General features: G+C 67.3%; 9 protein-coding genes and 1 pseudogene. 5 read left to right on the top strand and 5 right to left on the bottom strand.

Annotated elements, in window-relative coordinates; genetic code table 11:
• Positions 1-289 precede the first annotated feature (289 nt).
• From IG75_RS0115840 to IG75_RS0115830, 3 genes are all read left to right on the top strand, one after another.
• Entirely contained in the window at positions 290-1,495 is a 1,206-nt protein-coding gene (locus IG75_RS0115840) for an NAD(P)-dependent malic enzyme (RefSeq protein ID WP_030522042.1), read from the top strand.
• Positions 1,496-1,851: 356 nt separating this feature from the next.
• Positions 1,852-2,754, top strand: a complete 903-nt coding sequence (locus IG75_RS0115835) for a glycine betaine ABC transporter substrate-binding protein (RefSeq protein ID WP_281181635.1) — start codon at positions 1,852-1,854, stop codon at positions 2,752-2,754.
• 211 nt (positions 2,755-2,965) lie between these two features.
• Positions 2,966-4,450: a DHA2 family efflux MFS transporter permease subunit gene (locus tag IG75_RS0115830; protein ID WP_030522040.1), complete on the top strand. Its 1,485-nt coding sequence runs from the start codon at positions 2,966-2,968 to the stop codon at positions 4,448-4,450.
• Positions 4,451-4,518: 68 nt separating this feature from the next.
• On the opposite strand, the gene IG75_RS0115825 is transcribed toward IG75_RS0115830, so the two are convergent.
• The 4 genes from IG75_RS0115825 to IG75_RS0115810 form a co-directional block, all read right to left on the bottom strand.
• Positions 4,519-6,312, bottom strand: coding sequence for an AMP-dependent synthetase/ligase (locus tag IG75_RS0115825; RefSeq protein ID WP_030522039.1), 1,794 nt, complete (start codon positions 6,310-6,312; stop codon positions 4,519-4,521).
• Between the two features lie 127 nt (positions 6,313-6,439).
• On the bottom strand, positions 6,440-7,363 hold the full coding sequence (locus IG75_RS0115820) for an alpha/beta hydrolase (protein ID WP_030522038.1): 924 nt from the start codon (positions 7,361-7,363) through the stop codon (positions 6,440-6,442).
• Positions 7,364-7,385: 22 nt separating this feature from the next.
• Positions 7,386-8,216, bottom strand: coding sequence for an SDR family NAD(P)-dependent oxidoreductase (locus tag IG75_RS0115815; RefSeq protein ID WP_030522037.1), 831 nt, complete (start codon positions 8,214-8,216; stop codon positions 7,386-7,388).
• Complete coding sequence (locus IG75_RS0115810) at positions 8,213-9,760, bottom strand: flavin-containing monooxygenase (protein WP_036514202.1); 1,548 nt, start codon at positions 9,758-9,760, stop codon at positions 8,213-8,215. The genes IG75_RS0115815 and IG75_RS0115810 overlap by 4 nt, the downstream gene beginning before the upstream one ends.
• 67 nt (positions 9,761-9,827) lie before the next feature.
• On the opposite strand from IG75_RS0115810, the gene IG75_RS0115805 reads away from it, so the two are divergent.
• Positions 9,828-10,460, top strand: a complete 633-nt coding sequence (locus IG75_RS0115805; protein ID WP_030522035.1) for a TetR/AcrR family transcriptional regulator — start codon at positions 9,828-9,830, stop codon at positions 10,458-10,460.
• A 3-nt stretch (positions 10,461-10,463) separates the two neighbouring features.
• Here the strand turns inward: IG75_RS0115805 and IG75_RS0115800 are convergent, their stop codons facing one another.
• Positions 10,464-11,696 (bottom strand): MFS transporter, encoded by a 1,233-nt coding sequence (locus tag IG75_RS0115800; protein WP_030522034.1) that lies wholly within the window; start codon positions 11,694-11,696, stop codon positions 10,464-10,466.
• A 771-nt stretch (positions 11,697-12,467) separates the two neighbouring features.
• On the opposite strand from IG75_RS0115800, the pseudogene IG75_RS0115790 reads away from it, so the two are divergent.
• Positions 12,468-14,220 (top strand): annotated as a pseudogene (locus tag IG75_RS0115790) (DNA-directed RNA polymerase subunit beta); the annotation flags it as partial.

Here is a 14,220-nt window from a genome sequence, read left to right as displayed (position 1 = left end):
ATATCAGGCGCCCGCCGCTCCGCGACGCACCGTCGCGACGGGAAACGGGCACCGGTCGAGTTCATTCGGACCAACCCGTCCGAAATCCACCCGGACAGTAGCTGCCCGAAATCAGCGCCATCATCTATTGCCCCGTGTCCGGGCTCCCGGGTCCTCCGGGTACCGGTTGCGCCAGGAAACATCCTGGTCGCGCCGCCGATGAACGATATGACGCAGATAACACCAAATACCCGGCGGTAACCGTCCACCGGTTACGACCGCAACCAGCAGGAGTGAAATCGTGTCCTCTGTGACTGACGCACCGAACGCCACCGCCAGCAAAGAAGAGGTCCAAGATCTCTCGGCGATCACTCACGAGGAGATCTTCGCGGGTCACCTCGGCGGCAAGCTCTCGGTCGAGCTCAGCTCGCCGCTGGCCACCCAGCGCGACCTATCGATCGCCTACACCCCCGGGGTGGCACAGGTGAGCCGCGCCATCGCCGAGGACGAGAGCCTGGCGAAGCGCTACACCTGGACCGACCGCCTGGTGGTCGTGGTCAGCGACGGGTCGGCGGTGCTGGGCCTCGGCGATATCGGCCCGCGCGCCTCCCTCCCGGTCATGGAGGGCAAGTCGGCGCTGTTCAAGAAGTTCGCCGGACTCGACTCCATCCCGATCGTGCTGGACACCAAGGACGTCGACGAGATCGTCGAAACCCTGATCCGCCTGCGCCCCAGCTTCGGCGCCGTGAACCTGGAGGACATCTCCGCCCCCCGCTGCTTCGAAATCGAGAAGCGGGTCGTGGAAGCCCTCGACTGCCCCGTCATGCACGACGACCAGCACGGCACCGCCATCGTGGTGCTGGCCGCCCTCAACGGGGCCGCCGCCGTGCAGGGCCGTGCCACCTCCGGCCTCAAAGTGGTCGTGTCGGGCGCCGGTGCCGCCGGGGTCGCCTGCACCAACATCCTGCTCGCCGCGGGTGTCGCCGATGTGACCGTGCTCGACTCCAAGGGCATCGTCAGCCGCGACCGCGGTGACCTCAACGCGGTCAAGGCCGACCTGGCCCAGCGCACCAACCCGCGCGGCCTCACCGGCACCGCCGCCGACGCCCTCGCCGGCGCCGACGTGTTCCTCGGCCTGTCCGCGGGCACCATCGCCGAAGAGCTCATCGCCTCGATGGCCCCGGAGTCGATCGTGTTCGCCATGTCCAACCCGGACCCGGAAATCCACCCCGATGTGGCCAGCAAATACGCCGCCATCGTCGCCACCGGCCGCAGCGACTTCCCGAACCAGATCAACAATGTGCTCGCCTTCCCCGGCGTGTTCAAGGGCGCGCTCGACGCGGGCGCCCGGCGCATCACCGAAGGTATGAAGATCGCGGCCGCCAACGCCATCCTCGGCGTCGTCGCCGACGAACTCGCCGTCGACAAGATCGTGCCCAGCCCGCTCGACCCGCGCGTCGCCCCCGCGGTGGCCGACGCGGTCGCCGCCGCCGCCCGCGCGGAGGGCGTCGCCTGATAGATCGTTCCGCCTTACCCGGGCGGTAACCGCAACTACAGCACTCGGCCGCCACCCTGGGCCGGGTGCTGTAGTTTTTGCGGTGTTCTTTGGCGCCGCCTTCGGCGTCGACCCCGCGCGCCGAAGGCGCGCCAATAAACACAGGACCTTCGCGAGCGGGCGCGCATCTCCCACCTCTGCGGCCCGGTCACGTTCGAACCCGTGAGCGTGTAGTCGTGTCCGGGTCCGGTTCGTGCCCATCCCCTGAAGCCCCAGGCGCTTCCGCTGCGCCCCGGTCATCCGCCAGCGGGGACCCTGTAGATTTCTGAGAGTTGTCGGGTGCCCGGTTCGGGTGCGGCGGGCTGGTTACGGAAGAGGTGTCTCGCGCAATGCTGCTGGCCGCGTCGACGCGTGTCGTTGCTCGGGTGCTGGTGCCTGTTCTCGCCGTGCTGACCGTCTCATGTGGTGGGAAAGAGACCGAGCCGCTGGTGGTGGGGGCGCAGGGGGCAGCCGAGTCACGGGTGCTGGCGGAGATCTACGCGCAGGCGCTGGCGCGGACCGGGGCCGCGGTGCGGGTGGAGCCGGGGTTGGATGATCGCGCGGAGGTGTTCGCGGCGTTGGACGCGGGGACCGTGGCGGTGGCCGGTGACCACAACGGCGCTCTGCTGGCGGAGTTGAATACCGGGGCCGAGGCGACCACCACCGAGAAGGTCACGGAGGAACTGAACGGGTCGTTGCCGCAGGGCACGATCACCTCCGATGTGGCCGACGGCGCGGATTTCGAACCGCGGGTGCTGGTCACCACCGCCGTCGCCGAGCAGCGTGGGATCGATTCGGTGGAGCAGCTGGGTGGGCAGTGTCCATCGATGGTCGCCGGTGTCGCCGCGGTTCCGGGATTGTTCGAGCTACCGGAGGTCGCCGGGAAGATCACGGACTGCGCATTCGCCTCGACCGAGGTATTTCCCGAGCCCGAGGAACTGCGGCGTGCGTTGCTGGAGGGCCGGGTCCAGGCCGCGGTGCTGGCCGGTCCGGCCGAATTCCTGCCGGGCGGTACCGAGGGGCTGAAGGTGCTCGCCGACCCGGCGGACGCGATCAGACCGGAGAACCCGCTCGCGCTGGTGCGCAAGGGGGCGTTGGACGATCGGCAGCTGGAGAAGTTGAATTACGTGGCCGGTGAACTCACCACCGATGAGCTCGCGGCCCTGGTGCTGCGGGTGCGGGACGAGTCCGCGGACCCGGGGGAACTGGCCCGCACCTGGCTGGACGCGCACGGTCTCTGAGCAGGACTAGGATCGGTCCGATATGCCCGGAATGTTGGCGCGGCGCCCGGCGTCGTACCTGGAGTTCGGAGTGACCACGGCATGAGCAGGCCGCGGCTGTCGTGCCCCGTCCGTACGGTGGGCCGGTAGTCCCAGGTGGTGCGCCCGTGCGGCGCATCGCGACAGATCCACGAAACGGCGCATCGGGCGCCGCTCGACAGGAACGGAAGCTATGCCCACTCAACGCAATCCGTGGCTCGCATTAGGTGCGCTGGTCGTCGGATTCTTCATGATCCTGCTCGATGTCACCATCGTGGCTGTCGCGAATCCGGCGATCATGGCCGATCTGCACGCCGATATCGCGCAGGTCATCTGGGTGACGAGCGCCTATCTGCTCACCTACGCCGTGCCGCTGTTGATCACCGGGCGGCTGGGCGACCGGTTCGGGCCCAAGAACATCTACCTGTTCGGGCTCGCGGTATTCACGCTGTCCTCGCTGGCGTGCGGGCTGGCCGGTGATATCGAGACCCTGATCGCCGCGCGGGCCGTGCAGGGCCTGGGCGCGGCATTGATGACCCCGCAGACGATGGCGGTGATCACCCGGACCTTCCCACCGGACCGGCGGGGCGCCGCCATGGGTATGTGGGGCGCGGTCGCCGGGCTGGCGACGCTGGTGGGCCCGATCCTGGGTGGGGTGCTGGTCGACGGTCTCGGCTGGGAATGGATCTTCATCGTCAACGTGCCGGTCGGGGTGGTGGCCTTCGCGCTCGCCGTCTGGCTGGTGCCGGCGCTGCCGACGCATGAGCACAAGTTCGACCTGGTCGGCGTGGTGCTGAGCGCGGTGGGCATGTTCCTGCTGGTCTTCGGTATCCAGGAGGGCAATACGAGCGACTGGTCGGCGAAGATCTGGGCGATGATCGTGGCCGGGATCGTGGTGCTGGCCGTCTTCGTGGTCACCCAGGCCCGCGGTTCGGGCGAGCCGCTGTTGCCGTTGCCGCTGTTCCGGGACCGCAATTTCTCGCTGTCGAATCTGGCCATCGCCAGTATGGGTGCGTCCGTCACCGCGCTGATGGTGCCGATCTACTTCTATCTGCAGGCCGTCCACGGTATGTCGCCGACCCGGTCGGCGCTGGTGCTGGCGCCGATGGCCGTGGTCACCGGGTTCGCCGCGCCGGTGGTGGGCCGGCTGTCCGACCGGATGCATCCGCGGATCATTCCGACCGTCGGGTTCTTGGTGTTCGCGCTCTCGGTCTTCTGGTTCGCTCTGGTCATGCGGGATCCGCACGCGAATATCACCTGGATGGTCGTGGCGGGCGCGGTGGCGGGCGCCTCGAACGCCTGTATCTGGGCGCCGCTGGCGACCACGGCCACCCACAATCTGCCGATCTCGCAGGCCGGCGCGGGCGCGGGCGTCTACAACACGACCCGTCAGGTCGGGTCGGTGCTCGGTAGCGCGGCGATCAGTGCCCTGATCGCCGCGCGGATGAGCGCGGCGGGACTGGGCGGCGCCCCCGCCGGGGAAGGGATGGGTGCCGGTCAGGTGCCCGAGCCGGTGAAGCAGGCATTCAGTACCGCATTGAGCCAGGCCACCCTGCTGCCGGCTGCGCTGCTGCTGGTCGGGGTGGTCGCCTCGGTCCTGTTCATCCGCTTCCAGGCCGGTGACGCGCCCGACCGGAGCGCCCTGGATCTGGACAAGGCGGACTCGCTGACCGGTTAGCCCGTCGCGGGACCGAACGCGAACGGCCCGGTGAGCATATGCTCACCGGGCCGTTCGCATTGCGGGGATCAGCCGTAGATCTTGTCCACCTCGGTGGCGTACTGCTTCATGACGACCGCCCGCTTGAGCGACATCTTCGGCGTCAGCTCGCCGGTTTCCTGGGTCCAGTCCGAGGTCAGGATATTGATCTTCTTGATCTGCTCGGCCTTGGAAACCTTCTTGTTGGTCTCGGCGACCGCGGCCTCCACCTCGGCGACCAGGGCCGGGTTCTCGACCAGTTCGGCGATCTCCACCTCGACGGCGATGCCGTTGCGTTCCTTCCAGCCCGGCAGCGCCTCCGGGTCCAGCGTGATGAGTGCGCCGATGAACGGTTTCCCGTCCCCGACCACCATCACCTGGCCGATCAGCGGATGCGCCCGCAGCTCGTCCTCCATGGGCGCCGGGGAGACGTTCTTACCGCCCGCGGTGACCAGGATTTCCTTCTTGCGGCCGGTGATGGTGATGAAACCGTCGGCGTCGATGGCGCCCAGATCGCCGGTCCGGAACCAGCCGTCGGCGAACGCGTCGGCGGTCGCCTGCTCGTTGCCCCAATAACCCGCGAACACCACGGGACCGCGCAGCAGCAGTTCGCCGTCCTCCCCGATCTTGGCGGCGTGGCCTTCGAGCGGACGGCCGACCGACCCGACCCGGATGTGTTCGGGGGTGTTGACCGAGACGGCGGCGGTGGTCTCGGTGAGGCCGTAGCCTTCGAAGATGGTGACGCCGACACCGCGGAAGAAGTGTCCGAGCCGGGCGCCCAGCGGGCCACCGCCGGAGACGGCGGCCTGACAGTTGCCGCCGAGGGCGGCCCGCAGTTTGCCGTAGACGAGCTTGTCGAACAGTGCGTGCTTGGCCCGCAGTACCAGGCCGGGTTTCCCGGCGCCCAGGGCCTCGCTGTAGGCGATCGCGGTGGCCGCGGCGGCGTCGAAGATCTTGCCCTTGCCCTCGTCGTGAGCCTTCTGTTTGGCGGCGTTGAACACCTTCTCGAATACGCGCGGTACCGACAGCACGAAATCGGGCCGGTGCTCGGCGAACTGCTGGACCAGCGTGCTCCAGTCGGAGGTATGCGCCAGGGTGACCTTGGCGTCGAAGGCGGCCAGGCTCACCGCGCGGGCGAAGACGTGCGCCAGCGGCAGGAACATGAGCGTTTTCTTGCCGGGGGTCAGGAACGACGCCAGCGCGATCCGGTCGGCACGGGATTCGGCCCAGAGATTGGCGTGGCTGAGCATGACGCCCTTGGGCCGGCCGGTGGTGCCGGAGGTGTAGATGAGAGTGGCCGGGGAGGCCGCGTTCACCTGGGCGCGCCGGTCGTGGACGGCCTGCTCGTCGAGTTCGGCGCCGCGCCGGACGAGTTCGTCGATCGCGTCCTTGTCGATCTGCAGGGTTTCCCGCAGCGCGGTCAGTTCGGCCGGATCGATCTCGTCGATGACGCCGCGGTGCTTGTCGTTCTCGACGACCAGCAGCGCGGTGGCCGAATCCTGCAGGATCCAGCGCGCCTGTTCGGCCGAGGAGCTGTCGTAGATCGCCACGGTGCAGCCGCCGGCCGCCCAGATGGCGAAATCGAGCAGGGTCCACTCGTAGCGGGTGGCGGCCATGATGGCGACCCGGTCGCCCAGTTCGACACCCGAGGCGATGAGGCCCTTGGCCACATCGGTGACCGCTTTCGCGAACTCCGCGGCCCGGACATCGCGCCAGCCGCCCGTGCCGTCGGGGACGTTGAACATCACCGCGGCGGGGGATTCTTTCGCGTAGCGGAACACGTTGTCCGAATTGTTCGCGTCCTCGGGGATGGTGTAGGAAGCCGGGGCTTCGAACTCGCGCATCATTGCCTTTCCCTGTTTGCCAACTCGTCGGTAATTTACGCCACCGGAACCGGACGGGGCGCGGGCCACCGGTAAACGCCCTGGATCTCACCCTGGAACCAGGGCGGAACGCGTCCCGATCAGGCTTTCATCCTAGGTCGCGCAGCGGTAGCTGATCGACGGCTTGCCGGAGGAAATCGGCCATTTCGGTCAGTGCCGCAGCAGCTGGGCCCACCAGGGCGGCCTGTAGCTGGGCGACATGCCAGAGGCCGCGGCTCTCGGTGAACGAGACGCTGACCCCGGCCGCGCGCAGGGCCGCGGTGAGATCGACGCACTGCGGATGCAGTAGTTCGTCGATATCGGCCTGGATGTACACCGGCGGCAGCCCGGCGAGGACACCGTGCAGCGGGGCGTAACCGGTATCGGCGGGATCGCCGGTGCCGAGGTAGGCCGCGGCGCAGGCCCGCGACCAGGGCCCGTTGACGACCAGATCGCGGGGGCGTTCGGCGAGCTGGTTCGGATCGACCCACGGCGCGATCAGGCCGAGCGCGGCGGGGGTGTGGCCGTGCCGGGCGATGAGCCGCTGGGCGAGCGCAAGGGAGAGTCCGCCGCCGGCCGAGTCCCCGGCGATCGCGATCCGTTCCGGCCGGTAGCCGTGTCCGGCGACCAGTTCGAGGAAGGCGGCCTCCGCGTCGTCCAGTGCCGCCGGGTAGGGATGTTCCGGTGCCAGCCGGTAGCCGAGGGCGTAGACCGGTAGCCCGGTTCCGGCGGCGAGCCGGCCGTTGAGCGAGCGGTGGGTGGCGAGCGAACCCACGGCGTATCCGCCGCCGTGCAAGTACAGCACGGCGGCGGGTTCGGCGGGGGCCGGGCCGGCCGGTGCGAGTCGCTCGGCCGGGCGGCCGCCCAGGCGGATCCGTTCGACTTCGACGCCCGGCGGTACGGGCTGCAACGCCGAACCGGCGTCGATCAGGGCCCGCTGGACCCGCCAGGGCAGCCGGGAGTGCAGAGCCACCCGGTACATCGAGCCCAGGACGGCCCGCGTCAGCGGCAGTGGCAGCGCGATATCTCGCATGTCGTTCCTTCTCCGGTACCGATCAGGGCAGGAAACGCCGTTCGACGCCGACCGCGATGCGCTGGTAACCGGCGGCGGCGGTGCGGACGAACAGGTCCAGCAGCTTGGCCTCCCAGCCGATCAGCACCCGGCCGCGGCCCTTGCGGACACCGTCGACAATGGTCTGGGCGGCCATTTCGGGACTGTGGATGGCGAGGTACTTGTCGAACATCGAGCTGGCGTTCGCGCCGTCGATATCGTCGCTGTAGGTGGCGTTGCGGGCGACGGCGGTCTTGATACCGCCGGGGTGCACACAGGTGACCTTGACCGGTGCGCGGTCCACCAGCATTTCCTGGCGCAGCGCCTCGGTGAAACCGCGGACCGCGAACTTGGCCGAGTTGTACGCGGCCTGTCCGGGCACCGCGATCAGGCCGAAGAGGCTGGACACGTTCACCACGTGACCGTCACCGGATTCGAGGAGGAACGGCAGGAACGCCTTGGTTCCGTTCACCACACCCCAGAAGTCGACATCCATGATGCGTTCGATGTCTTTGAAATCGGTCTTCGCGATATCGCCGTGGTGGGCGATACCGGCGTTGTTGTAGATCTGGTGCACGACGCCGAAATGCTGTTTCACCGCGTCGGCGTAGAGGAGTACGGCCTCGCGTTCCGCCACGTTCAGCCGGTCGGATTTCACCTCCGCGCCGAGTTCTTCGCAGCGGCGGGTGGTCTCGGCCAGGCCTTCGGTATCGATATCGGAGAGGGCCAGTTTCGCGCCGCGCCGGGCGAGGTTGACCGCCAGCGCCCGCCCGATCCCGGACCCGGCTCCGGTGATCACACAGACTTTGTTGCGGAAGTAGGAATCATTGCTCATGGTGCGGTGACAACTTTCAGATCAGGTCGGGCCGCCGTGTCGGCAGCCGTCGTCGTATCGTAGGCGGCGACGTCGAATTTCCTTGTGATCCGGCGGAATTCGAAGGTGAAGTCCGGCCAGAGGGTTGTGTTGTTGCCGTGCTTGTCCAGGTACCAGCTGGCGCAGCCGCCGGTGCTCCAGACGCTCTTGGTGAGCTTCTTCTGCAGGCCGGAGTTGTAGGAGTCCTGCGCCGAACGGCGCACCTCGACGGTGCGCAGACCCTGGCGTTCGAAGGTGGCCAGCGCGTCGGCGATGTAGTTGATCTGGGATTCGATCATGTACACCATCGAGGTGTGGCCCAGGCCGACATTGGGGCCGAGCAGGAAGAACATATTCGGGAAGTTGGCGATCGCCGACCCCTTGTAGCCCTGCTGGCCGATATCGTCGAACACCTCGGTCAGGCTGCGGCCGTCGCGACCGTAGATGGTCTCGTAGGCGGGGGAGTCGGTGACGTGGAAGCCGGTGGCGACCACGATCGCGTCGACCTCGCGTTCGGTGCCGTCGGCGGTGACGATCGAGTTCGCACGGATCTCGGCGATCCCGTCGGTGACCACGTCGACATTGTCGCGGTCCAGGGCCGGGTAGTACTCGTTGGAGATCAGCATGCGTTTGCAGCCGATGCGGAAGTTCGGGGTGACCTTCTTGCGCAGTTCCGGGTCGCGGATCTCCATCGCCAGTTTGGCCTTGGCCAGGGCTTCGAAACCGCGCATCAGCGGTGGAAACTTCGCCAGGCCGACCACCTGGGTCTCCCGGGCGGCGTAGATCGCGGCCCGGGACAGGCGCTGTACGCCCGGGATGTGCTTGAACGCCAGCCGCTCGGGCGGCAGGTAGGGGCGATCCAGCCGGGGCAGCAGCCAGGGCGCGGTGCGCTGGTAGACATCGAGGTGGGCGACGCTGCCGGCGATGGCCGGGACGATCTGAATGGCCGAGGCGCCGGTGCCGATGACCGCGACGCGCTTCCCGGCGAGGTCGGAATCGTGGTTCCACCGGGCCGAGTGGAAGATCTCGCCCTCGAAGCTGTTGATGCCCTTGATATCGGGCAGGTTGGGCTCGCACAGCGCGCCGACCGCGGAGACCACGGTATCGGCGGTGAAATCGCCCTTGCTGGTGGTCACCTCCCATTGCGCGGTCTCGGCGTTCCAGCGGGCGCCGGTGACATCGCAGTCGAAGAGGTGCTTGTCGCGCACGTTGTACTTATCGGCGACGCCCTGGATATAGGCCTGGATCTCGCCCTGCCGGGAGAACGACCGCGACCAGTCCGGATTCAGGGCGAAGGAATAGGAGTACAGGTGTGAGGGCACATCGCACGCGGCGCCGGGATAGGTGTTGTCACGCCAGGTCCCACCGACATCACTACCGCGTTCCAGTACGAGGAAATCCTCGCGGCCCTGCTGGGTCAGCCGGATGGCGAGGCCGAGGCCGGCGAAACCGCTGCCGATGATGATCGTCCGCAGATGACGGGTGGGCTGGTTAGCGACAGCTTTGTCTGTAACCTTGCGACTCATATAATGAGCGTAAGGGCTTATTGAGTCGCAGTCAACAGTATTGAACGGCATTCAGTAGGATGGACAGGTGAGTACGAGCCCGGAAGCACCCGCCAAGCGCGTCCGATTGAGCCCGGACGAACGGAAGACGCAGCTGATCACGCTCGGCGTGAAAATGCTCGGCGAACGGGCGATCGAGGACATATCGGTCAGCGAGATCGCGGCGCAGGCGGGGATCTCCCGGGGACTGCTGTTCCACTATTTCCCCACCAAACAGGACTTCCAGCTCGAAGTGATCCGGCACGCGAACGCCGAACTGCTGGCCCGTGTCGTCCCCGACCCCACGCTGAGCCTGTTCGATATGCTGCGCGACTCGGTGGGCCGCTATATCGACTACGTCAGCGAGAACCGCACCTCGTACCTGGCCCTGCTGCGCGGACCCACCAGCTCCAGCCCGGAGTTGGCCGCCATGGTCGAGCAGACCCGGCACGCGATCGTCGATATCATCCTCTCCCAGGTCCCGCTGTCGCCGGAGGAGCGCGAGCGGCCTCGGCTGATACTCGTGGTTCGCGGCTGGGTGGCCTTCACCGAAGAAACCACCCTGTCGTGGCTACGCGGCGAATCCATCTCCCGTGACGAACTGATCGAACTCCTCGTGGAGTCGCTGCTGGCCCTGGCGATGGCGGTGAACCCGGCCCTCGCCGCGGCATTGCGCGCCTGAGGTTCACCGAGCCGGTACGGCCTCCGGGTTTTCCGGCGCTCGGTCCGGACGGGGCAGCAGCAGTGGTGTTGTCAACAGCAGCACTCCGGCGAGTGTGATCGCCGCGCGGATTCCGATCCATGCGGCGAGCAGTCCCCACAGCGCGGTGACCACCGCGATGGTGACCTTCTTGCTCACCGACCAGGCCGCCAGGGCGCGGGTCGCCCGGTCGGCCGGTAATTGCTCCAGCCGGTAGGTGGCGAAGACCGGGTTGAACACGGCCATGCATACGATCACGGCGGTCTGGATCACCAGGACGAGTGCCAATCCGCCGGTACCGGCGGTGACGAAGCCCAGCGCGACCGGCCAGCACACCCGCAGAATCCCGGATATCCGCAGCACGCGCCCGTGTCCGTACCGGTCGACGAGCCGGGGCGCGAGCCGTGCCCCGAGCAACCCGGCCAGGCAGGGCAGCGCGAACGCGAGCCCGAATTCCCAGGGCGCGAAGCCGAGCTGCCCGAGCATGAGTACCGACATCAGCGGCTGAGTCGCCATGATCAGCGCGCCGACCAGGGCGTCGTTGCAGAGCAGCGGGCGAAGGCCGGGATGGCCCAGGACGTATCGCCAGCCCTCGAACTGCGCGCCCGGACGCGGTGCGCCGGGGCGCGCCGGACGCGGTTCCCGGTCGCCGATCGCGCGCAGGCCCGCCGCCGAGGCCAGATAGCTCAGGCCGTCCGCGACCAAGGTGGCCATCGGGCCCAGCAGTCCGATCGCGGCGCCACCCAGCGGCGGCCCGAGCACGATGGCGGTCCAGTTCGTGGATTCGAAGCGGGCATTGGCCACCAGCAGATCGTCCGGAGCCACCAGGCTCTTCAGATAGGCGCCGGATGCGGCGGTGAAGCCGATATCGGCGGTCGCGGCGATGATCGCGACCACGAGCAGCTGCGGGAACCCGAGTGCGCCGAACGCGAAGGCGATCGGAATGCTCAGCAGCGCCGCGCACCGGATGAGGTCCATGGCGATCAGGACCGGCCGCTTGCGGCGGAACTCGACCCAGGGCCCCAGTGGAATCGCCACCAGGGCGCCGACCGCGAGGCCGGCCGCCGCCAGTATCGAGACCTCGGCGGGTCCGGCGTGCAGGACGAGGACGGCGACGAGGCCGAAAGCGTTGAACGCCAGTGCGGTACCGAAACGGCTTACCGCGTAGGCGGCCCACAGCCAACCGAACTGCCGTCCCAGGGACCGCCCATTCGCCATTCCGGCGCACCTCTCGCTCGTCCGTCCTCGCGGTGACCTGCGCGAGCAAAGCAGAAAGGGCGGGCCGCGATCAAACAACCGCGGTGGTACCCGGGCACAACCGTTCGTTGTATTCCACGGGTGATTTACCGGCGAGACGGACCCCGGTGTATCCCGCAATTATCGGGAACGATATATTTGGGTGGGAAGGTTCGGGAATTACTTCCGGATGGGCGTGGCGCTGATTCATTTCCCACTTGTGGTGCTGCCTGTTCGTACCCTGGATTCGGTGTTCACGCGCGCCTGGCCGGGCGCTGCGAGCTCGGGGGAACTCCTCGACGCCGGGCCCCGTGAGTGCCCTGGTGGCCGAACCCGACCGGGAAGGATGCCTGCGCGCAGCGCGGCCCGTCCTGCCGTGTTCTCCCCCACTCGAACCCGTGACGGCCGATTCCGGCGGTTTTCCGCCATTCGGCTTGACGTGGGGTGGATCGGGGTGTCATTATCAAAATAGAAAGCATCGGAAAACGGATGCTTTATTTTTCATGTCTCTCGACATTCGACGATTTCGTGTGTAATTTAGGACTTCGCGCCGGGGCGCGTGCTGTCCGACTCTCGAAATAAGAAACCACCGTGGAAGCGGCGCATTCTGCGTTTCGCTGCCACGGGTTGTCGTCGAGTCCTGTCCGGACGGCTTCCGCCCGCGGTGCGCGATCCCAATAACGCCCACTGACAAGCAGATACGTGACGCCCGTACCGCGCAGGTATGGGCGGCGTGCGGTGCTGGAAGGACGCATCTTGGCACTCCCTGATCAGAACGAGGTCGCTGCCGCGGCATCCGCCGGGAGCCGAATCCCCGGAAGTCCCGAGCGGCTCTCGTTCGCCAGAGTCCGTGAGCCCCTGGAGGTGCCGGGGTTGCTCGAGATCCAGACCGAATCGTTCGGCTGGTTGATCGGCGCGACCGCCCAGCGGGAACGGGCGGCCGCCCGCGGCGATTCGTTCACCGGCGGCTTGGCGGAGGTACTCGCGGAGGTCGGCCCGATCGAGGATTTCGCGGCGACCATGTGCGGCGCCGCTGTTCGTCACCGCGGAGTTCATCAACAACAACACCGGTGAGATCAAGAGCCAGACGGTTTTCATGGGTGATTTCCCGATGATGACCGACCGCGGCACCTTCATCGTCAACGGCACCGAACGCGTGGTCATCTCGCAGCTGGTGCGTTCGCCGGGTGTCTACTTCGACCATTCCGTCGACAAGAGCACCGAGAAGGACCTGCACAGCGTGCGGGTCATCCCGTCCCGCGGCGCGTGGCTGGAATTCGACGTCGACAAACGTGACACCGTCGGGGTGCGGATCGACCGCAAGCGGCGTCAGCCGGTGACCGTGCTGCTCAAGGCCCTCGGCTGGACCACCGAACAGATCACCGAGCGGTTCGGTTTCTCCGGTGTGCTGATGTCGTCGCTGGAGAAGGACAACACCGCGGGTACCGATGAGGCGCTGCTCGATATCCACCGCAAGCTCCGCCCCGGCGAACCGCCCACCAAGGAATCGGCACAGTCACTGCTGGAGAACCTGTTCTTCAAGGAGAAGCGCTACGACCTCGCGGGTGTGGGCCGCTACAAGATGGACAAGAAGTTCGGTGTCCGGCGGGACGCGCCGGGCGGTCCCCGGGTGCTCACCGAAGCGGACCTGGTCACCATTGTCGAATACCTGCTGCGGCTGCACGCGGGGGAGCGGACGATGACCGGGCCCGGCGGTGTCGAGGTGCCGGTCGAGGTGGACGATATCGACCATTTCGGTAATCGCCGCGTGCGCACCGTGGGGGAGCTGATCCAGAATCAGTTCCGGGTGGGGCTTTCCCGGATGGAGCGGGTGGTCCGGGAGCGGATGACCACCCAGGACGTCGAGGCCATCACCCCGCAGTCACTGATGAACATCCGTCCGGTCGTGGCGGCGCTCAAGGAGTTCTTCGGGACCTCCCAGTTCTCCCAGTTCATGGACGAACGCAACCCGCTCGCCGGTCTCACCAACAAACGCCGCCTGTCCGCCCTCGGACCGGGCGGGCTGTCCCGGGACCGCGCCGGCCTCGAGGTACGCGATGTGCACTACAGCCACTACGGGCGGATGTGCCCGATCGAGACGCCGGAGGGCCCGAATATCGGGCTGATGGGCTACCTGTCGGTGTATGCGCGGGTGAATCCGTTCGGATTCCTCGAAACGCCGTATCGGAAGGTGATCGACGGCACGGTGACCGACGAGATCGTCTATCTGACCGCCGACGAGGAGGACCGGCACGTCGTCGCGCAGGCGAACGAACCGCTCGATGCCCAGGGGCGCTTCGTCGAATCGCGGATCGCGGTGCGGCGCAGATATTCCGAGGTCGAGTTCGTCGATACCGGCCGGGTCGATTACATGGACGTGTCGCCGCGGCAGATGGTGTCGGTGGCGACGGCGATGATTCCCTTCCTCGAGCATGATGACGCCAACCGTGCCTTGATGGGTGCGAATATGCAGCGTCAGGCGGTGCCGTTGATCCGTTCCGAGGCG

The sequence above is a fragment of the Nocardia rhamnosiphila NBRC 108938 genome (assembly GCF_000720425.1).
GTDB classification, from domain to species: Bacteria; Actinomycetota; Actinomycetes; order Mycobacteriales; family Mycobacteriaceae; genus Nocardia; species Nocardia rhamnosiphila.
Note: the sequence above shows the minus strand (reverse complement) of the source record. Positions and strands in the feature narration are given on the sequence as shown.

Bases quoted from the DNA above. Each gene is read 5' to 3' on its own strand.
- IG75_RS0115830 (WP_030522040.1), top strand. From the start codon at position 2,966: ATGCCCACTCAACGCAATCCGTGGCTCGCATTAGGTGCGCTGGTCGTC.
- IG75_RS0115825 (WP_030522039.1), bottom strand. From the start codon at position 6,312: ATGCGCGAGTTCGAAGCCCCGGCTTCCTACACCATCCCCGAGGACGCG.
- IG75_RS0115820 (WP_030522038.1), bottom strand. From the start codon at position 7,363: ATGCGAGATATCGCGCTGCCACTGCCGCTGACGCGGGCCGTCCTGGGC.
- IG75_RS0115815 (WP_030522037.1), bottom strand. From the start codon at position 8,216: ATGAGCAATGATTCCTACTTCCGCAACAAAGTCTGTGTGATCACCGGA.
- IG75_RS0115810 (WP_036514202.1), bottom strand. From the start codon at position 9,760: ATGAGTCGCAAGGTTACAGACAAAGCTGTCGCTAACCAGCCCACCCGT.
- IG75_RS0115800 (WP_030522034.1), bottom strand. From the start codon at position 11,696: ATGGCGAATGGGCGGTCCCTGGGACGGCAGTTCGGTTGGCTGTGGGCC.